The organism is Frankia sp. CgMI4 (assembly GCF_001756285.1).
GTDB classification, from domain to species: domain Bacteria; phylum Actinomycetota; class Actinomycetes; order Frankiales; family Frankiaceae; genus Frankia; species Frankia casuarinae.
Window position 1 is genome coordinate 1 of the sequence record NZ_MAQZ01000074.1, and the last position, 19,147, is coordinate 19,147.

A 19,147-nucleotide genomic window follows, 5' to 3' on the forward strand; every position below is an offset into this window, starting at 1 on the left:
GCGGGCGTCGGCGCGGGTGCGGGCGTCGGCGCGGGTGCGGGCGTCGGCGCGGGTGCGGGCGTCGGAGTGGGCGGAGGCGGCGGTGCCGCGGCAGCCGGCTTCACGGGTTCCGGCGCCGGTTCGGGTTCCGGCTCCGGCGCGGCGGGCGCCTGCGTGGCCTGCGCCGGTGCGGTGCCGCCACCCGCGGACCCGTCGTCGATCACCGCGAGCTCGACGCCGACCTCGACGGTCTCATCCTCGGCGACCTTGATCGAGCTGACGACACCGGAGGCGGGGGCGGGGATCTCGGTGTCGACCTTGTCGGTGCTGACTTCGAGCAGTGGCTCGTCGGCCTCGACGCGTTCACCCTCCTGCTTCAGCCACCGCGTGACGGTTCCCTCGGAGACACTCTCCCCGAGCCGGGGCATTGTGACAGATACAGACATGCTGGAACGACTCCTTTGTCGCGTCCGGCATCTGCACCGCGCGGGCGGCCGGCCGGAGGCGCTCATGCTTGGCGTGGCCTGAATCCTGGGCGGATCGGGCCGCGGGGGTGGCACGGGCAGGCACGATCCAGGGCGGTGCCCGCTAACCGTGGACGTGAAGGGGCTTGCCGGCCAGCGCCAGATGMGCCTCGCCGAGAGCCTCGGACAGCGTGGKATGCRGGTGGATGAGCTGGGCGACCTCGGCGGGGAACGCCTCCCAGTTGGTGATGAGCTGAGCCTCGGCGATGAGCTCGCCGACCCGGTCGCCGACCATGTGCACGCCCACCACCGGACCATCGGGGACCGCGATCACAGTGACCGCACCGGAGGTCCTGAGGATCTGGGACTTGCCGTTGCCCGCCAGGTTGTAGGTGACCGTCTTGATCTCGCCGTACCGCTCCCTGGCGACCGCGGCGGTCAGGCCGACCGAGGCCACCTCCGGGTGGGAGTAGGTGACCCGCGGAACGTTGYCGTAGTCGACCGGCACCGGGCCCAGCCCGGCAAGCTGCTCGGCGACGAAGATGCCCTCGGCGAAGCCGACGTGGGCGAGCTGGAGCCCGGGCCGCAGGTCGCCCAGCGCGGACACGGTCGGAATGTTCGTGCGTAGCTGACGGTCGACCAGCACATAGCCGCGGTCGGTCGCGATGCCGACCTCCTCGTAGCCGAGACCTTCCGAGACCGGTCCACGACCGACCGCGACGAGCAGCAGTTCGGCCTCGATGGTGGYCCCGTTCTCGAGGGACACCGTCACGCCCTGGTCGGTGGACTTCACCCCGGAGAACCGCGCGCCGAGATGCTGCTTGATGCCGCGCTTGCGGAAGGCACGCTCCAGCAGCTTGGAGCTGGACTCGTCCTCGAGCGGGACGAGGTGCGGCAGCGCCTCGACGATGGTCACCTCGGCCCCGTAGGACCGCCAGACGGAGGCGAACTCGCATCCGATGGCCCCGGCGCCCAGTACCACCGCGGAGGCCGGCACATGGTCGAGGGTCAGGGCGTCATCGCTGGTGATGACCTTGTCGTGGTCGATGTCCAGGCCGGGCAGGGTCTTGGAATAGGARCCGGTCGCGAGCAGGACGTGCCGACCCTCGATGACCCGGTCGCCGACGGCCACGGCGGTCGGGGAGACCAGCCGGCCGAATCCCTCGACGACCTCGATCCCCCGGGACTTGATCAGGCCGGTCAACCCCTTGAAGAGCCCGGCGATGACCGAGTCCTTGTAGGAGTTGACCGCGGCCATGTCGATGCCGTCGAGGGTCGAGCGAACCCCGAAGGCCTCGCTTTCGTTGATGTTGTCAACGATCTCCGCCGAATGCAGCAGCGCCTTGGTCGGGATGCAACCTCGGTGCAGGCAGGTGCCGCCGAGCTTGTCCTTCTCGATCAGAACGACGCTCAGGTCGAGTTCCGCGGCGCGCAGCGCGGCGGCGTATCCGCCGCTGCCGCCACCGAGGATGACCAGGTCGACGGGACCGGCCGCTGAATTCGCCACGCCAGGGGTCCCTTCTCGTTGAATCCTGTGGTCTTGCCGGTGGTGCCGAGAGCGTTACTAGTAGCGTCTGCTACGTCGAGTGACAAAGCCGGTGACGCGGTTGGCCGCCGCCCCCGACGGCGTTCCCACCGCTGAGCGCGGCAGCCGAAGCAGGAGCGTCAGGCCACGGCTCGCCTAGCCACGGCAACCGGATGCCAGTCTTTCACGTCGTGAGCCCACTGCCGCTCGGATGGGCGTGACTGTGCTGCATTGCGCGAGGCGCCAGCAACCATTGTGTACCTACCTTCCCCCGCAGGTCAGCCCTCGGCCGGGKACTCAGCCGGGGAACCGGTGGCCGAACCGGGGGAGGCCGTCGTCGTCGCGCGGTCCTGCGCCAGCTGGACGAGCGTGCGTACGATCATGCCGGTGCCTCCCTTGGGGGTGTGGCCGTAGGGCTCTCCACCGTTCCAGGAGGGACCGGCGATGTCGATGTGCGCCCAGGACACCTTCTCGGGGACGAACGAGGCGAGGAAGTGCGCGGCGACCAGCATGCCGCCGTCTCGGTTGCCTCCCGGTGGCACGTTGGCGATGTCGGCCACCGTCGAGTCCAGTCCCTTGCGCAGATCGGGCGGAAGGGGCATCGGCCAGACGCTCTCGTCGGCGGCGGCCGCCGCCGACGCGACCGCGTCCACCGCGGCCGCACGACCCATCAGTCCGCTCGTCCGGTGGCCGAGGGCGACGATCTGTGCGCCGGTCAGGGTGGCCACGTCCACGATCAGGTCCGGTGACTCCTCGTTGGCGCGGACGAGGGCGTCGGCGAGCACCAGCCGGCCCTCGGCGTCGGTGTTGAGCACCTCCACCCGGGTGCCGCCGCGCAGGGTGAGAACGTCGGAGGGGCGGATCGCGTCGCCCGAGGGCATGTTCTCCGCGCRGGGCATCCAGCCGGTGAGAGTGATCGGGAGCTTGAGCCGGGCCGCGGCGATGACGGTGCCGAGCACCGCGGCCGCGCCCGCCATGTCGGTCTTCATCCATTCCATGGAGGTCGACGGCTTCAGGGACAACCCCCCGGAATCGAAGGTGATGCCCTTGCCGACCAGCGCCAGCGCCGGCCGCTCGGATCCACCGCCGCGCCATTCCAGCCGCACCAGCCGCGGTGGATTCGCGGATCCCTGGCCGACACCGAGCAGGCCTCCGAAGCCGCCCTCGGCGAGCGTCACCTCGTCGAGGACCTCGACCGTCACGCCGGCGGCGGTGGCCCGCTCGACGGCGATGTCGGCGAGCAGGGCGGGGGACAGATGGCTCGGCGGCGTGTTCACCAGATCGCGGACCAGGGTGACCGCATCCGTGACGACGGTGGCCCGGCGCAGTTCCTCTTCCGCTGTCGGGAGGCTCTGCTCGTCGACGAGCACCGTCAGCTCCTCGACGGGGCGGGGGCGGCCGTTCGCCGACGTGGTGCGCAGCCCGTCGTAGGAGTAGGTGCCGAGCAACGCGCCTTCGGCCACGGCCCRCACCGACTCCGACGTGACCGCGCCCGGCGCGGCCGCCAGAGCGACGGCCACCCGCGCGGTCCCGGCGAGGGAGCGCACCGCGACCCCGGCCGCCCGGCGTAGTGCCTCGGTGCCGATCGGCGTGGACGACATCGGCGTGGAGGACATCGGCGTGGACGACGTGGCGAGGGGGCCCAGCCCGACCGCGAGAACCGTCGCGCAGGGCACGGTACCGAGGGTGGCGAAGCGGACCGTCTCGCCGGCCTTGCCGGTCGCGCCCAGCGAGGCAAGCACCTGCGTCAGCCTGCCGCCGAGCGCGGCGTCCAGGTCCGCCGCGCCACCGGCTACGAGGAGCCCCTCGTCGCCGGTGGCGGTGGCGATCACCACCGCGTCCACATCGAGATCGGCGAGAGCGGCGGTACTGGGYACGATGGTGGTCATGCGGTGAGCGTATTGAACGGGAGGTCTTCCCGACGGGGAGCCGGACCCCACCGGCGGGTGGCCGGAGGCCAGGCCCGCGGTCGTTTCGACCGYTGCCGGCCGGACACTAGGCTGCTGGCCATGGCAGAGCTGCGTCGATCCCCAGAGCTGCGTCGATCCCCGCTGTACGACCGGCACGTCGAACTGGGCGCGAAGATGGCCGGGTTCGGTGGCTGGGAGATGCCGATCGAGTACACCGGCCGCGGGGTGCTCGCCGAGCACCAGGCGGTCCGCGGCGCGGTCGGGATCTTCGACGTCAGCCATCTCGGCAAGGCCAGGATCGCCGKCCCCGGCGCCGCCGCCTTCGTCAACGCCTGCCTGACCAACGACCTGCGCCGGATCGGCCCCGGCCAGGCGCAGTACACCTTGTGCTGCGAGGAGACCGGCGGGGTCGTCGACGATCTGATCGCCTACCTGTACTCCGACGAGGAGGTCTTCCTCGTCCCGAACGCCGCGAACACCGCACAGGTCGTYGCTCGCCTCGCCGCGGCGGCGCCGGCGGGCGTGTCCGTCACCGACCTGCACACCGGGTACGGCGTGGTAGCGGTCCAGGGACCGGCCTGCGCCGACCTGCTCGGCGCCCTCGGCCTGCCCACCGGCGGGACGTATATGAGTTTCGTCGACGCGGAGTGGAAGGGCCACCCGGTGATCGTGTGCCGGTCGGGCTACACCGGAGAGYGAGGCTACGAGCTGTTGCCCCGTTGGGACGACACCCCTGCGCTGTGGGATGCGCTGTTCGCGGCGGGTGGGCCGCTCGGCGTCGTGCCGGTCGGCCTCGGTGYCCGCGACACGCTGCGGACCGAGATGGGGTATCCGCTGCATGGCCAGGACCTCTCTTTGTCGATCACGCCGGTCCAGGCTCGCTCCGGGTGGGCCGTCGGCTGGGACAAGGATCGCTTCTGGGGACGCGACGCCCTGCTCGCGGAGCGGTCCGCCGGCGCCTCCCGCCTGCTGTGGGGGCTGCGGTCCACCGGCCGGGTGATTCCCCGTCCGCACATGACCGTGGCCTCCGCGGCTGGTGCCACGGTCGGTGAGGTCACCAGCGGCACGTTCTCTCCGACGCTGCGCCAGGGGATCGGGCTCGCCCTGCTGGACCGGTCCGTGCAGGGGGGCGACACGGTGAACGTCGACGTCCGGGGCCGTCCGAGTCCCATGACGGTTGTCCGGCCGCCGTTCGTCAGGTCCTCGCCCAAGTAGCCCAGCCGCCGGACGGGCCTGTCCGGCGGGCCCGCCGGGCGGACGCCAGCGGGCGGCGTCCGCCGCGCTGTCAGTGCAGGCCGAGGGTGTGCAGGACGGGCGTCGGGATCGTCATGGCCATGACGAGCAGGGTCGCCRCCGCGGTGATCTCGATGAGTCCGCCGAGGATGTCTCCGGTGATCCCGCCGAAGCGCGTGAGCAGATACCGCCGGAGCAGAAACGAGACGCCTGTCCCGACCCAGACCGCGAGGACCGCTCGCAGCGCCCGGCCGGGGCCGCCGCCGTCGAAGTCCAGCAGTCCGGCCAGCGCCGCGACGGCGCAGACTGCCAGGAAGGACAGCGCCGCGTCCCGGGTCCGCACGGTTCCCGCGACCAGCGCACCGAGGCCATCCGGCCGAGCCGGCGGGACGGCGCCGGTACAGGCCAGGGTGGCCGCGAGCCTGCTGGTCATCGCGGCGACCAGAATCGACAGCGTGCCGCGGTGCGCCGAGATCGTCGTGCTCAGGGCCCCGACCTGGAGYAGCACCACGAACAGGACGATGATCGCTCCGAAGGCCCCGATGGTCGACTCGCGCATGATCTCCAAGGCGCGATCCCTGCCCCGCGCTCGCCAGGCGCCGAGCCCGTCCCCGAGATCGGCCAGCCCGTCGAGATGCAGGCCCCGGGTGACCAGAGCGAGCACCGTGACGCCGACGACGGCCGGCAGCAGGGTCTGGGCGCGCTGACCGGGAACCGCCGTGACGATCCGGGTGGCGAACACCGCACTGCCGGCGAGCAGCCCCAGGGCCAGGCCGACGAAGGGCGCCAGGGCCATCGCCCGGCCCGCGAGCCGCCGGTCGGTGTGCTCCGGGCCCCGCAGCGGCAGGACGGTGAGCAGCGTGAATGCTGTTCTTGCCTCGAGCATCACGGGGCACCGGCCGCGGGGCCCGAGTCCCCTTGGCCGCCGCCGACCTCGGCTTTCCCGCTGACACCGGCCTGGTCGAACGTCGCCATCTCGGCCAGCGTGGCCTGGGCCGCCCGCAGGAACGGAACGGCGAGGAGCGCACCGGTGCCCTCCCCGAGACGCAGGCCGGCGTCGACCAGGGGGGTCAGACCGAGTGCGTCCAGTGCGATTCCCTGGGCGGGCTCGGTGGACCGGGTGCCGGCCACCCACCACTGGCTTGCTCCTGGGGCGATCCGCTCTGCGGCCAGTGCCGCCGCGCAGACGATCACACCGTCGAGGATGACCGGCGTCCGTCGCACGGCGGACTGCGCCAGCAGCCCGGCCAGGGCGAGCAGATYGGCTCCACCGACGATCCGCAGCACCGAATGYGCGTCGCCGGTGAACGGCCGGCCGCGCCGCATCGCGTCCCGGATCGCGGCCGTCTTGAGCATCCAACGTTGGTCGTCGATCCCCGTCCCGCGGCCGACTACCTCGATCGGCTCCCGGTCGCACAGCAGCGCCACGATGGTGGCTGCGGGGGTTGTGTTGCCGATCCCCATCTCGCCGGGAACAAGCAGGTMCGCGCCCGCGTCGATCTCCTCGTCCGCGATGAGTCGGCCGACGGCGAACGCGGCGTCYGCCTCCGCGACCGACAGCGCGTCGGTGCGGTCGATCCGTCCGCTCGACCGTCGCACCCGATAGCGCTCCGGTGCGGCCGATCCATCCACCCCGCCCGGCGTGAGGGGCCGCGCGGTGTCCACGGACACGTCCACCACGCGCACGGCGGCCCCGACCTGGCGGGCCAGCACGTTGACCGCCGCGCCGCCCGCGGCGAAGTTCGAGACCATCTGGGCGGTCACGTCGCTGGGGAAGGCGGACACCCCGGCCTGGGCGACACCGTGGTCGCCGGCGATCACGACCGCCCGGATCCGGGCGAAGGGACGGGGTGGGCAGGTCGCCTGTGCGCCGGCGAGCCAGATGGACAGATCCTCGAGCCGGCCCAGCGCCCCGGGTGGCTTGGTCAGTTCGGTCTGCCGCTGGCGAGCCGCCGCCATCGCGTCGGAGTCCAACGGGGGAACGGCGGGAACGGCGCTGCCTGACGCATCGGGATCCACGGGATCCTTACTACCTGATCCGCTCGGTCGGCAACGCACCACATCCCCGCGAAGGTATCTCCCAGTGGTCCCCGTACCGCATGATTGTGCCGATCGGCGYGGCCGGGACGGTTGGTCCTTGCCGGCCGGCCCGGCCGGCAGGTGGCTGGCCTCGGGCGGCAATGACCRCACCGTGCGGGTCTGGCGGGTGAGCGACGGCGCGGCCCGGTCCTGCCGGTGGCTTCCCGCGACCGAACCGGCCGGTCTCATCGTGGCCTGCTCGGCCGGGCTCTACCGCTACGACTTCGTCACGGGAGGATTCGTCCCGTGAGGACGCTATGACCGCTCGTGCGGGAACGGTCGCAGCCGGAGGGGGATGCCCGCGACCACCTGCCACACCTCGTCGGCCTCGGCCGCGAGATCGGCGTTGAGACGGCCGAGCACGTCGCGGAACCGGCGGCCGGCCTCGGCCGGGGGAACGACCCCGGAACCGACCTCGTCCGTGACCGCGACGACCCGACGGCCGGTGGCCCGCCAGGCGTCAACGAGCTCCTCCGCGCGGATGCGCAACTCGTCCGGACGGTCCAGCCAGGCGCCGACCCACAGCCCCAGACCGTCGATGAGCAGCGGTGGTCCGGGAGAGCGCAACAGGGGAACCAGGTCGACCGTCTCCACGGTCGTCCAGGCGGCCGGGCGCCGCCGCCGGTGTGCGGCGATCCGCTCGGACCACTCGGCGTCGGCCGGATCAGGCGGCGCCGACGTCGCGACGTAGACCACCTCCGGTTCGGCGAGCAGCCGGCGTTCGGCCTCGGCCGACTTCCCCGACCGAGCACCCCCCGTGATCAGGACCCGGTGTGGTGCCGGGAGCACCGGACTCTGCCACCGCCCTGGTGCCCGTGGTGGCTGCGACGGCTGCGACGGCTGTGATGGCTGCCGCCGGGCGGCCGGGACGATGTCATAGACGGTCCCGTCCGCCGGTGCCAGCGCGCCGACGAGGTGGAGCCGGCGGGYCAGTTCGTCGCCGGGCGGGTTGCGGTGACTCAGATGGACGGCCAGTACCAGGGTGCTCGGCACCACGGCGCCGCGGCGGCGCAGCTCGGCCACGAGCTGACCGAAGGTATCGAGGTCAAGGTGCTCGCCGAACCCCGGCCGGTCGCCGTTGTTCTCCTCCAGCAGCACGACGTCGTAGGCGCGGCCGGTGACCGCCTCGAGCGTCTCCGCCGGCAGCGGCGCCGCGGTGTCGCAGCCGTACAGCAGACGTCCACCGTCCGGCGCCGTCACGTCGTAGAGCACGGCCGGCCCGATGCTCGCGTCACCGTGCTGGGCGGCGACCGGTCGAACGAGATAACCCCGATCGCTCGGGGACTCCTGATCCTCCGGGGATCCCCGGTCCTCCGCGGCCTGCCGATCGTCCGCGCCGAGGCGCAGGGGTCCGGGTGTCGTCGGCGTGCCCCCGGGCACCACGGCGATCAGCCGCAGCGGCGAGCCGTCCCGGTCCGGATCGGAGCGCTCCCAGCGAGCCAGGAACTCCCGGCACGCCGCCAGCGCCGCCGGCGGACCGACCACGTCGAGGGGCCGTCCCGCGGCTGTCGACCACGAGCGCCACATCAGGCTCTCGGGCCCCAGATGATCGGGATGGGCGTGACTGATCAGCAGATGACGCAGCCCCGATAGGCGTACTCCGAGCCGGGCAGYGGTCCGGGGCACGTCGGGACCACAGTCGATCAGCAGGGCGTCGTCGATCAGAACGGCCGTCTGCCCGCGTACTTCGTGTTCCCTGGCCCAGGCACAGGATGCGCAGTCGCACCACGGGTTGGGCCAGCCGTCCGCCGAGCCGGTGCCGAGCAGCGTCACCTTCATCGTGTTCCGTCTCCCGGATCCCGTTGCGCCCCGGATCCCCCCGGATCCCGCCTCTCCGGGTTCTCAAGCCTGCCAGGCTMCGTGGCCCGCGGAACCTCAGACGTGCGGGTGGCGCTTGCGCTCCCACAGGGTCATGAGGGTGAGCACYACCGCCAGCAGGAAGATTGCCGCGAAGGTGACGAGCGCGGCGGCCCACCAGGTCAGGGGAGCGTCCTCGTGTTCCACGGACTCGKCCACGATGGCCGCTGCGTTGTAGACGGTCGTTCCCACGCGGGTTCTTCCTCCTTGTACCGACGTACTGCTCACGCAGACGTGCCTGTCGTGCGGACCTGCCTTCGACGCGGCTGTGCTCACCGTGCGGACATGCCGCCGGCTCGCACGACCGGCGATGACCGGTGACGCCGGCTTCGCGATCGTGGTGGTCGCGATGCTGTCCGGGCATCCACCGGAACTGACGTTACCGACGTTCACGACATCCTGGCGCGGGTATCGCCGACCGCGCCAGTAGCACGGGCCGACCAGACCCGGGCCCGCGGGCCGGTCGACCAGTGCCACGATGGATCATCGGCCCTGGCGTGGGGCCGGGAGTCCCGCGTCGRCGGGGTGCACGCGGTTGGATGGGACGACCGGCCGGCGCACTGGCCGATCACGGCCGGCGGCTCCAGCGCGGGCCGCCCGGGTGGGAAGGACACACTCATGACCTGGACCTGGCGCTACGAAGGCGATGACGGCACGATCACGATGGTCGGCGGGGACTCGACCTCTGAGTCGTTCACCAGCCAGGGAGACGCTGAGACGTGGCTCGGGGAGACCTGGCGTGACCTGCTCGATGCGGGGGTGGCGCAGGTGACGCTCCTCGATGCCGGCCGTCGCGTCTACGGGCCGATGAGCCTGCGCCCGGTGACCTGAGCCGCCTCCGCCCGTGCCGGTCCCGACCGGTGCCGGTCCCGATTCGCGCCGACCGAACCGCCTCTTGACGAGAGGTCGGCTAACGATGTTAGCTGGCAGCGTTGGCTGACGACGTTGGCTGACGACGTTGGCCTGTCCGGTGTGGTCCGGCCGGCCGAACCATCGAGATCGCTCAGGCCGGCGCCGGGCCGTTCCGGTCGACAGAGAGGGTGCAGATCTTGACCGAGCACAACAACCCGTCCACTCCGGCCGAAGCGCATTACCTCGCCCCCGGATGGTTCACCCGTAACGTGGCCAACCGCGCCGTCGCGGCGTTGACCCGGGCGGGGATCAGCCTCCTGGGCAGTCGGATCCTCGAGGTACGCGGCCGGATCAGCGGCGAGCCGCGCCGGACCCCGGTGARCCTGCTCATCTTCGACGGGCAGCAGTACCTGGTCTCGGCGCGAGGGCACGGCCAGTGGGTGYGTAATCTGCGCGCGGCCCAAGGCGAGCTATGCCTGCTGCGTGGCCGGTCGCGCACGCGTTACTCCGCGACCGAGCTGGATCCGGCGGCGAGCGTCGCCGTGCTGCGGGCCTACCTGCGGCGGTGGAAGGCCGAGGTCGGCGCCTTCTTCGACGGGGTCGGGCCGGACTCGCCCGATGAGGAGATCCGTCGGATCGCGCCCCGCCACCCCGTCTTCGTGATCACACCGGCGTGAACACGGGGGCGGCGACCTCACCGGTGCGGGCGGAATCCGGGCCGGCGCCGGTGCGGGGAGCACGGTCGGTGGCGCAGGCGCGGCCGGTCGGCGAGCCGCCATTGCCCAGGATCGCGCCCCGCCCGGTCCTAGGCCCCGTCTCGCCGCGGGTCACCGAGATCATCACGGTCGCGCGGGGGGTGCTGGAGACCGAGGGGGCGGGGGCGCTGACGATGCGCCGGATCGGTGATCTCCTCGGTATCCGGGCGCCGTCGCTGTACAAGCATCTCGCGGGTAAGCCGCAGCTCGAGGCCAAGCTGATCGAGACCATGCTCATGGAGATCGGGGACCTGCTCCACGACGTGGTCKACCGCGGCGGTGCCGCGGAGGTGGTCCCGGCCCTGCTGGCCGCGTACCGGGGCTATGCCCAAGCCCATCCGAACCTCTACCGCCTGGTCACCGCCGGTTCGCTGAACCGTCGGCTACTGAGCGCCGACGTCGAGGACTGGGCGGGGGAGCCATTCTACCGGGCGGCCGGGGAACCCTATCGTGCGCAGGCCCTGTGGGCCGCCGCGCACGGCACGATGATCCTCGAACTGGACGGCCGCTATCTGCCAGGATCCGATCTCGACCGGACCTGGCAGGCGCTGGCCTCCGCTTTCCGCCGAACCGACCCGGCTGGCGACCAGCCTGGCTGATCTGATCTGATCTGATCAGATCAGATCAGATCTGATTCGGTTCGGGGTAGCCGGCGGGCCCGGGGCCAGGCCTGGAGGCAGGCCCGGGTCAGGCCCGGGTGACGACCTCGGCGAGCACGTCGTCGATCCGATCAAGCAGCGCCGTGTCGAGCGTCACGCCGGCAGCCTTGACGTTCTCCCGTACCTGCTCCGGCCGGGACGCGCCGATGATCGCTGAGGCGACGTTGTCGTTCTGCAGCACCCAGGCGACGGCGAGCTGCGCCATCGACAGCCCGGCGTCCGCGGCGATCGGCCGCAGCTCCTGCACCGCGGTCAGCACGTCGTCGCGCAGCAGCCGGGAGATGAAGGTGGAACCGGTTTCACCGGTGGCCCGGCTGCCGGCCGGCGGTGGCTGACCGGGCGGGTACTTGCCGGTGAGCACGCCTTGGGCGATCGGCGACCAGACGATCTGGGAGATCCCGGCCTTCCGGCTGACGGGCACGATGTCGGCCTCGATGGTCCGCCACAGCATCGAGTACTGCGGCTGGTTGGAGATGATGCGGTCCAGCCCCAGCTCGCTGGCCAGCCGGACGGCGTCGCTGATCTGCGCGGCGCTCCACTCGGACACGCCGACGTAGAGCACTTTGCCGGCGCGGACGAGGTCGTCGAAGGCCCRCAGGGTCTCTTCGATCGGCACCGTCGGGTCGTACCGGTGTGCCTGGTAGAGGTCGAGATGGTCGGTGCGCAGACGGCGCAGCGAGGCGTGCGCGGACTCGATGATGTGCTTGCGACCGAGGCCCTTGTCGTTCTCCCCCGGGCCGGTGGGCCAGTAGACCTTGGTGAACAGCTCGTAGGACTCCCGGCGCACGCCCTGCAGCGCTTCGCCCAGGACGCTCTCGGCGCGGGTACCGGCGTAGACGTCCGCGGTGTCGAATGTGGTGATGCCCTCGTCGAGGGCGGCACGCACACAGGCGGTCGCCGCGTCCGCCTCGATCTGGTCACCATGGGTGATCCAGTTGCCGTAGGAGATCTCACTGACCGACAGGCCGCTGCGCCCAAGACGTCGATGCTTCACGTGACGACCTTAGCCGTCGGCCCTGACCGTCGATCAGGGGCGCGGGTCGGAGCGGGAGACCCGCGGGCGGGGGAGTCGCCAGCGCCGCGGCAGTAGCGCGCGCTGCGCGGCGTAGGCCCGCACCCGCACCCGGGAGTCCGGGTACTTCTCCGCGACGCGCCGGCTCACCTGCCAGGAGAGCAGGATCGAGTCGATGACGACCGCGACGATCCCGAGCAGCATCAGCAGGGTCGCGGCCAGCCTGATCGATGYGTTCGGGACCAGTCCGCCGACGAAGTAGACGACGGCGATCGGCAAGAAGAACGATCCGACGTTGATCCGCGTGTCCACGAAGTCGCGGGTCAGTACGCGCTCGGGCGCGCGTTCACGCGCTGGCAGCCGGCTGACGTCGCCGGACATCATCGCCGCGCGGTACTCCTGGCTCTGCCTGCGTCGCGCGGCCCGCGCCTCCTGCTTGTTCGCCGAGACGCCGAGCGCACCACCGGGCTTCGTACGGGCGGCCCGCGCCTCCGCCCGGCGGGGCGTGGGCCGGCCCTTGGCCGCCGTGCGCCGCGGATCGGCGACCTTCTCCTGTTCGACCCTCTCCACCTGCTCGGCGATCGGGTCCCCGGGGCCGGGGCCGGCATCGGGGCCGGCGGAGTTGCGTCGTTTCAGCAGAGCCATCAGGGCAGCGCCAACATCTGGTCGAGAGCCTTCCGGGCATAGGTGGCCACGTCCGGGTCGACGGTGATGCGGTTCACCGTCTCACCCCGTACGAGGGACTCCAGCGCCCACACGAGGTGGGGCATGTCGATCCGGTTCATGGTGGAGCAGAAACACACCGTACGGTCCAGGAAGACGATGGTCTTGTCAGGGTGCCTCGTCGCCAGCCGCTGCACCAGGTTCAGCTCGGTACCGATCGCGAACGCCGATCCGGCGGGAGCGGCAGCGACGACCGAGATGATGTACTCGGTCGAGCCGACGAGGTCGGCCGCGGTGACGACCTCCCGCCGGCACTCGGGGTGGGCGAGCACCGTCACCCCGGGGATCCGGCGGCGGACCTCGTCGACGCTGTCGCGGGTGAACCGGCCGTGCACCGAGCAGTGACMCCGCCAGAGGATCATCTTCGCCGCGCGCAGTTGCCGGCGGGTCAGTCCTCCCGAGGGYTTGCGGGGGTCGTAAACGACGCAGTCCTGCTCGCTTGTCCCCAGTTCACCGATGGCGGTGTTGCGGCCGAGGTGCTGGTCCGGCAGGAAAAGCACCCGGGCACCCCCGCGCTCGCCGAAGGCCCACTCCAGCGCGCGCCTGGCGTTCGACGAGGTGCAGATCGTCCCGTCGTGGCGCCCGGTGAACGCCTTGATCGCGGCCGAGGAGTTCATGTAGCTCACCGGAACGGTATCGGCGGCGACTCCCGCATCGAGCAGATCGTCCCAGGCCTGCTCGACCTGCTCGGCGGTGGCCATGTCCGCCATCGAGCAGCCGGCGGCGAGGTCCGGCAGGATCACCTGCTGGTGCGCGCCGGTGAGGATGTCGGCGCTTTCCGCCATGAAGTGCACGCCGCAGAAGACGATCGCCTCGGCCTGCGGCCGCGCGGCGGCCTGCTGGGCCAGCTTGAACGAGTCGCCGGTCACGTCGGCGAAGGCGATGACCTCGTCGCGCTGGTAGTGGTGCCCGAGGATGAACGCCCGATCACCCAGCGCCCGCTTCGCCGCCGCGGCGCGGGCTGTGAGGGCCGGATCGGCCGCCGGGGGGAGTTCACCCGGACAGTCCACGCCACGCTCGCTGGCCGGGTCGGCCTGGCGGCCGAGTAGCAGCAGGGCCAGCGGTGATGGAGTCACACCGACCCGGCCGAGGGCCGGGTCGCGAGCAGGGATGGGGCCGCGCCGCAGGGTCGGGTTGGTGGTCATGGCGCTCCTCCGGTCGACCGGCCCTCGGCCTGGCCGCCTCGTCGTCCGCGGCGGCCGACCGAACGATCCCGCCGGACCCGTCCACGAATGGTCGATGAGACTCTAACTCCCGGCGCCATCGTATGCCGAGCTCTTCGTGGTCAGCTGGCGGCCAGACGAAGGTCACTAACGTGAACGGGAGTGACCACCGTCTCCAGGCATGGTCRGGATCTCGACGTGGTTGGCCCGCGCCGACGTCGCTACCATAGGAAGCGGATCCCGGCCGACGGTGTTGGGCATGGATGTCGGCACAGTGGCAGTGCCGTGCCCGGGGGGTGTGCGCCGGATGGTCGGCGGCGCCCTGCGTACAAGTCAACCGGAACTAGTGGCCTGGCTTGCCAGGCACGTCCACCAAGGGCAGGAGTAGTCCCTATGACCGTTCAGGACACCACGGCACCCGCGACGCAGTCCTCGAGCGTCGTCCTCACCGACACCGCCGCAGGCAAGGTGAAGACCCTGCTCGAGCAGGAGGGTCGGGATGACCTCAAGCTGCGTATCGCGGTGCAGCCCGGAGGCTGCTCGGGCATGCGCTACCAGCTGTTCTTTGACGAGCGGTCCCTCGACGGCGACACCGTCATCGATTTCTCCGGTGTCAAGGTGGCGGTGGACCGGATGAGTGCCCCGTACCTCGGCGGGGCGACGATCGACTTCGTCGACACGATCGAGAAGCAGGGTTTCACTATCGATAACCCGAATGCCCAGGGTTCCTGCGCCTGCGGCGACTCGTTCCACTGATGCGCTGAGCACCGGGCCGTCCCTCCTGCTCGCGTCTCGACGCGAGTCCCGGGTGCGGTTCGGTGACCGGTTGATCAGACTGGTACGTCCGGGAGAGCCTGGTCCGGCCCTTGTTCGTCGGACCGGGCTCTCCCGCATGTGCTGCGTCGGTATCCGCTTGTGCCGGTATTCATCGTTTCCCTTGCCGGCGGGCCGCCGGAATCACGGGACACCGCGATCTGACGCCTCGTAATTCTGACGCCTCCGTGATGACGCGTGTGAACCAGCGCGAGCCGGTGGTTCCGGGCTTCGGGGCAGGCCGGTAAGCTCCTTGATCGTGCGTATCGCCGTGACTGGTTCCATCGCCTCTGACCACCTCATGCGCTTTCCTGGAAGGTTCGCCGAGCAGTTGCTCGCCGACCAGCTTGAGCGGGTCTCGCTGTCCTTTCTCGTCGACGAGCTCGTGATCCGGCGGGGCGGAGTGGCGGCCAACATCGCCTTCGGCCTGGGCCGGCTGGGCCTGCGCCCGATCCTCGTCGGCGCGGTCGGCGAGGACTTCGCCGACTACCGCTCCTGGCTCGACCGGCACGGCGTGGACACCGCCTCCGTGCGGGTCAGTGAGATCGCRCACACCGCGCGGTTCGTCTGCACCACCGACGAGGACCTCAACCAGATCGCGTCCTTCTACCCGGGTGCGATGAGTGAGGCCGCCGACATCGAGTTGAGGCCGATCGCCGAGCGGTTCGGCGGCCTGGACATGGTGATCGTCAGCCCCAACGACCCCGGGGCGATGCTGCGCCACAGCGAGGAGTGCCGGCAGCGGGGATATCCGTTCGCGGCGGACATCTCCCAGCAGCTCGCGATCATGGAGGGCCCGCAGATCCGCGAGCTCGTCGTCGGTGCGGCCTACCTGTTCTGTAACGAGTACGAGAAGGCGCTGCTCGCCAGCAAGACCGGCTGGTCGGACGAGGAGATCCTGGCCAGGGTCGGTGTCCGGGTGACCACGCACGGCAAGGACGGTGCGGTCATCGAGGCCCCGGAGAGCGACCCCATCCGGGTCCCGGTCGTTCCCGCCCGCGCCACCCCGGATCCCACCGGAGTCGGGGACGCCTTCCGGGCCGGGTTCTTCGCCGGCCGGTCCTGGGACCTCTCGCTCGAACGCTCCGCCCAGGTCGGCTCCCTGCTCGCCACCCTGGTCCTGGAGACGATCGGCACCCAGGAGTACACGGTGGAGCCCTCGGAGGTGCTTAAGCGTCTCACCGAGGCCTACGGTTCCGACGCCGCCGCCGAGATCGCCGAGCATCTGCCGGCAATCTGAGCCGGCGGGTTATACAAGCCGCCGGATGACGAACGCCTCCCCGCCTTCCGGAAGCGGGGAGACGTCCACCAGCTCCTGACCCCGCAGCCGGCACCAGGCCACGACGTCCGCGCCGGCGGCGGGGTCGTCGGCCCAGAGCGTGATGGTGCCGGTCACCGGAATCCCGCCGAAGGCGCGGGCCAGATCGATGATCGGCAACGGGCAGCGTCGTCCCCGCGAGTCGACCGTGTGCGGCTGTTCCGTCATCGGATTGTCGGCATCAAAGCCCGGCGGCGCCCAGCCGGTCCCGCACGGCGCGTACGGCTGCGGGCAGCGCCGTCAGCAGGGCGTCGAGATCGGCCTGGGTCGACTCGCGGCCAAAGGATATCCGCAGGTTGCCGTGCGTCAACGCGCCCATGGCGACCAGGACATGGCTCGGGATCAGGGTGTCGGATGTGCAGCTCGACCCGGAGCTCACGGCGATTCCGGTCCGGTCGAGCTCGGTCAGCAGCGCCTCGCCCTCGACGTAGAGGCAGGAGAACGCGCTGATGTGCGGAACCGTCGCCGCCCGGTCCGGATCGCCGAGTAGTTCCACGCCGTTGACGAGTTCGGGCAGCCGGCGGCGCAGTTCGGCCACGTAGCCGGCGAGCCGGGGCGCCTCCGCGGCGAGTTCACCCGCCCGGGCGCTCAGCGCCATGGCYGCGGCGACGACGGCGGGGACGTTCGGATAGCCCGCAACCCGACCGCCCTCCCGCTCGTCAACGGGACCGGGACTGCGCCAGCGGGTCCCGGTGCGCACCGCGAGAACGCCCACCCCGGGTGGTCCGCCGAACTTGTGGGCACTCGCGGTGAGCAGATCCACCCCGAGGTCGGCCAGGTCGACGGGGATGTGGCCGACTGTCACGGCGGCGTCGGTGTGCAGCGGCACCCCGGCGGCGCGCATCCGTTCGGCGACCTCGGCGACCGGCTGGATGGTCCCGACCTCGTGGTTGGCGTGCTGGAGGCTGGCGACGGCGGTACCGGCGACGGGGGTGAAGTCGGCGGGGTCAACCCGGCCGAGATGATCCACACCAATCCTGACGACCCGTCCACCGGCCTGTTCGTGCCGCTGCGCGGCGTGCAGGACGCTGGAGTGCTCGACCGCGCTGACCATGACGACGTCACCCGCACGCCGCCGGGCCGCCGCCGTGCCCAACAGGGCCAGATGCGCCGCCGCCGACCCGCTCGCGGGAAAACTGATCTCGTCCGGCCGGGCCCCGAGCACGCCCGCGACGGTCTCGCGGGCCGCGTCGAGCAGCATGCGCGCCCGGCGGCCCTCCCGATACAACCGTGCCGGGTCGGCCCAACCATCCTGAAGAGCCATTAGCAGAGCCTCGCGCGCGGCAGGGTGCAGCGGCGTGGTCGACGCGTGGTCGAGATAGGCCGGCACCTGTGAAACGGTACGCCGTGAACGGCCGGGAGGGGCGTGCGTCACAGGCGCTGACGGGGGCCTTAGGCGAGAAGGTTCGCGGCTGCTGAGATACGCTGCTGCCGCACCATCTACAGCGTGTCGAAGACAGCATGTCGTCCGGTTGGATCGGCGGGGCGACATGGCGTTTCCAGGGGGTCTCGCGCGCGGGGACGAACGCTGTCCGCCCCGCGGCCGCGGCCCGCTCGTCGTGGGAGGCAGGACCTGGTGAGGAGATCCTTCGGTCGGACCCGGCCGTCGCTCGCGGATGTCGAGGACACGCCGACGACACCGGCTGACTCCGACACACGCGCAGCTGCGGTGTMCGCGGTCGGCGTGCACGGGACGCGGCACATCCGGCCGCTTCGGCGTGTCCTGCGTCTCGGTGCCGTGCTCGCTGTCGTGGGGATCATGGCGACCGCCTGCGACAGGCCTACATTCGGCTATCCCAGGGGCGTGACGAACCAGACGCCGCGCCTTCTCAACATCTGGCAGGGTTCGGCGATCGCCGCGCTCGCCGTCGGTGTGCTCGTCTGGGGAATGATCTTTTACGCGATCATCGCCTTCCGGAAACGCAGCGACGTGCTTCCCCRCCAGGTGCGCTACAACCTGCCAGTCGAGGTTCTCTACACCGTCGTGCCGGTGGTGATCGTGGCCGGGCTGTTCTTCTACACGGCCCGGGACGAGAGCGAGGTCACCAAGCTCTCGCCGAAGCCAGACGTCACCGTTGACGTGATCGCCTTCCGATGGAACTGGCAGTTCAAGTACCTCGACACCGGATCCGGCCGGCAGGGTGCCAACCCGATCGAGGTCACCGGTCGCCCCGGTGAACCGGCGGTGCTCGTGCTGCCGCAGAACCGCTCGATCCGTTTCGTGGAGAGCTCGCCGGACGTCATCCACTCGTTCTGGGTGCCGGAGTTCCTGTTCAAACGGGACGTCATCCCCGGCCGGGTGAACCAGTTTGAACTGACCATCACGAAGACCGGCACCTTCATCGGTCGATGCGCCGAACTGTGCGGGACGGACCACGACCGGATGAACTTCTACGTGAAGGTCGTGCCGCAGGCCGAGTACGACACGTTCATCGCGGACCGGGAGAACGTGGCGATCTCGGCGGCGCCGGCCGTGTCAACGACCGGGACCGCCGCCACCACCGCAACCACCGGGAGTGGACAGTGACCCTCGTACAAGAAGCGGGTGTCGGCCACGCCGACTCCCCGGACTCCCACATCCCCCGGCGGACGAACCTGCTCGGCTATCTGCGGACGACGTCCCACAAGGACATCGCCGTCATGTACTTCGTCACGTCGTTCGGGTTCTTCCTCTTCGCCGGTGTCCTGGCCATCATGATGCGGGCGGAACTCGCCCGCCCGGGGCTGCAGTACTTCTCCAACGAGCAGTACAACCAGTTTTTCACGATGCACGGCACGCTGATGCTGCTCATGTTCGCGACCCCG

The 19,147-nt window shown here is 71.0% G+C and carries 21 protein-coding genes; 9 read left to right on the forward strand and 12 right to left on the reverse strand.

Annotated features, from left to right (window positions below; translation table 11 throughout):
• The 3 genes from Manayef4_RS12825 to Manayef4_RS12835 all read right to left on the reverse strand — a co-directional run.
• Positions 1-425 (reverse strand): biotin/lipoyl-containing protein (locus tag Manayef4_RS12825; RefSeq protein ID WP_023842023.1); only part of this gene is annotated, 425 nt, incomplete at its 3' end.
• 142 nt (positions 426-567) lie between these two features.
• On the reverse strand, positions 568-1,950 hold the full coding sequence (lpdA, locus tag Manayef4_RS12830; RefSeq protein ID WP_070131749.1) for a dihydrolipoyl dehydrogenase: 1,383 nt from the start codon (positions 1,948-1,950) through the stop codon (positions 568-570).
• 296 nt (positions 1,951-2,246) lie between these two features.
• On the reverse strand, positions 2,247-3,857 hold the full coding sequence (locus Manayef4_RS12835) for a leucyl aminopeptidase (protein WP_070131750.1): 1,611 nt from the start codon (positions 3,855-3,857) through the stop codon (positions 2,247-2,249).
• A gap of 120 nt (positions 3,858-3,977) precedes the next feature.
• Between Manayef4_RS12835 and gcvT the strand changes: the two genes are divergently transcribed.
• Positions 3,978-5,093, forward strand: a complete 1,116-nt coding sequence (gene gcvT / locus Manayef4_RS12840) for a glycine cleavage system aminomethyltransferase GcvT (RefSeq protein WP_070131751.1) — start codon at positions 3,978-3,980, stop codon at positions 5,091-5,093.
• 70 nt (positions 5,094-5,163) lie between these two features.
• Here gcvT and Manayef4_RS12845 read toward each other — a convergent pair whose 3' ends face one another.
• On the reverse strand, positions 5,164-5,997 hold the full coding sequence (locus Manayef4_RS12845; protein ID WP_070131752.1) for an adenosylcobinamide-GDP ribazoletransferase: 834 nt from the start codon (positions 5,995-5,997) through the stop codon (positions 5,164-5,166).
• On the reverse strand, positions 5,997-7,130 hold the full coding sequence (gene cobT, locus Manayef4_RS12850; protein WP_175443379.1) for a nicotinate-nucleotide--dimethylbenzimidazole phosphoribosyltransferase: 1,134 nt from the start codon (positions 7,128-7,130) through the stop codon (positions 5,997-5,999). The genes Manayef4_RS12845 and cobT overlap by 1 nt, the downstream gene beginning before the upstream one ends.
• A gap of 118 nt (positions 7,131-7,248) precedes the next feature.
• Between cobT and Manayef4_RS12855 the strand changes: the two genes are divergently transcribed.
• Complete coding sequence (locus Manayef4_RS12855; protein WP_070131753.1) at positions 7,249-7,440, forward strand: hypothetical protein; 192 nt, start codon at positions 7,249-7,251, stop codon at positions 7,438-7,440.
• 5 nt (positions 7,441-7,445) lie between these two features.
• On the opposite strand, the gene Manayef4_RS12860 is transcribed toward Manayef4_RS12855, so the two are convergent.
• Together Manayef4_RS12860 and Manayef4_RS24990 are read right to left on the reverse strand one after the other, a co-directional pair.
• Positions 7,446-8,969 carry a bifunctional adenosylcobinamide kinase/adenosylcobinamide-phosphate guanylyltransferase gene (locus Manayef4_RS12860; RefSeq protein WP_070131754.1) on the reverse strand — a complete coding sequence of 508 codons (1,524 nt, stop codon included), beginning with the start codon at positions 8,967-8,969 and terminating at the stop codon, positions 7,446-7,448.
• 96 nt (positions 8,970-9,065) lie between these two features.
• Entirely contained in the window at positions 9,066-9,524 is a 459-nt protein-coding gene (locus Manayef4_RS24990) for a hypothetical protein (protein ID WP_070131755.1), read from the reverse strand.
• 141 nt (positions 9,525-9,665) lie between these two features.
• On the opposite strand from Manayef4_RS24990, the gene Manayef4_RS12870 reads away from it, so the two are divergent.
• The 3 genes from Manayef4_RS12870 to Manayef4_RS12880 all read left to right on the forward strand — a co-directional run bounded on the left by Manayef4_RS12870 (position 9,666) and on the right by Manayef4_RS12880 (position 11,253).
• Positions 9,666-9,878, forward strand: a complete 213-nt coding sequence (locus Manayef4_RS12870) for a hypothetical protein (RefSeq protein WP_011437512.1) — start codon at positions 9,666-9,668, stop codon at positions 9,876-9,878.
• A gap of 218 nt (positions 9,879-10,096) precedes the next feature.
• A complete protein-coding gene (locus Manayef4_RS12875; protein WP_070131761.1) occupies positions 10,097-10,576 on the forward strand; it encodes a nitroreductase/quinone reductase family protein in 480 nt (159 codons plus the stop codon).
• A gap of 68 nt (positions 10,577-10,644) precedes the next feature.
• Entirely contained in the window at positions 10,645-11,253 is a 609-nt protein-coding gene (locus Manayef4_RS12880) for a TetR/AcrR family transcriptional regulator (RefSeq protein ID WP_070131762.1), read from the forward strand.
• Between the two features lie 88 nt (positions 11,254-11,341).
• On the opposite strand, the gene Manayef4_RS12885 is transcribed toward Manayef4_RS12880, so the two are convergent.
• Genes Manayef4_RS12885 through nadA form a run of 3 tightly spaced genes read right to left on the reverse strand, consistent with a single transcriptional unit; the run spans position 11,342 to position 14,193 of the window.
• Positions 11,342-12,307: an aldo/keto reductase family protein gene (locus Manayef4_RS12885; RefSeq protein ID WP_070131756.1), complete on the reverse strand. Its 966-nt coding sequence runs from the start codon at positions 12,305-12,307 to the stop codon at positions 11,342-11,344.
• Between the two features lie 33 nt (positions 12,308-12,340).
• Positions 12,341-12,970, reverse strand: a complete 630-nt coding sequence (locus Manayef4_RS12890) for a DUF3043 domain-containing protein (RefSeq protein ID WP_070131757.1) — start codon at positions 12,968-12,970, stop codon at positions 12,341-12,343.
• The gene (gene nadA / locus Manayef4_RS12895) at positions 12,970-14,193 is read right to left on the reverse strand and encodes a quinolinate synthase NadA (RefSeq protein WP_070131758.1); all 1,224 of its coding nucleotides are present in this window, start codon (positions 14,191-14,193) and stop codon (positions 12,970-12,972) included. The genes Manayef4_RS12890 and nadA overlap by 1 nt, the downstream gene beginning before the upstream one ends.
• A 411-nt stretch (positions 14,194-14,604) precedes the next feature.
• On the opposite strand from nadA, the gene erpA reads away from it, so the two are divergent.
• Together erpA and Manayef4_RS12905 are read left to right on the forward strand one after the other, a co-directional pair.
• A complete protein-coding gene (erpA, locus tag Manayef4_RS12900; protein WP_011437506.1) occupies positions 14,605-14,967 on the forward strand; it encodes an iron-sulfur cluster insertion protein ErpA in 363 nt (120 codons plus the stop codon).
• Between the two features lie 316 nt (positions 14,968-15,283).
• Entirely contained in the window at positions 15,284-16,264 is a 981-nt protein-coding gene (locus Manayef4_RS12905) for a carbohydrate kinase family protein (RefSeq protein WP_011437505.1), read from the forward strand.
• Positions 16,265-16,273: 9 nt separating this feature from the next.
• Here Manayef4_RS12905 and Manayef4_RS12910 read toward each other — a convergent pair whose 3' ends face one another.
• Positions 16,274-16,510: a sulfurtransferase TusA family protein gene (locus Manayef4_RS12910; protein ID WP_035731696.1), complete on the reverse strand. Its 237-nt coding sequence runs from the start codon at positions 16,508-16,510 to the stop codon at positions 16,274-16,276.
• Positions 16,511-16,523: 13 nt separating this feature from the next.
• The gene (locus Manayef4_RS12915; RefSeq protein ID WP_035731691.1) at positions 16,524-17,672 is read right to left on the reverse strand and encodes a cysteine desulfurase family protein; all 1,149 of its coding nucleotides are present in this window, start codon (positions 17,670-17,672) and stop codon (positions 16,524-16,526) included.
• Between the two features lie 246 nt (positions 17,673-17,918).
• Here Manayef4_RS12915 and coxB point away from each other — a divergent pair, with 246 nt between their 5' ends.
• On the forward strand, positions 17,919-18,869 hold the full coding sequence (coxB, locus tag Manayef4_RS12920) for a cytochrome c oxidase subunit II (RefSeq protein ID WP_070131759.1): 951 nt from the start codon (positions 17,919-17,921) through the stop codon (positions 18,867-18,869).
• On the forward strand, positions 18,866-19,147 hold a 282-nt coding region (locus Manayef4_RS12925), incomplete at its 3' end, for a cbb3-type cytochrome c oxidase subunit I (RefSeq protein ID WP_175443380.1). The genes coxB and Manayef4_RS12925, both read left to right, overlap by 4 nt.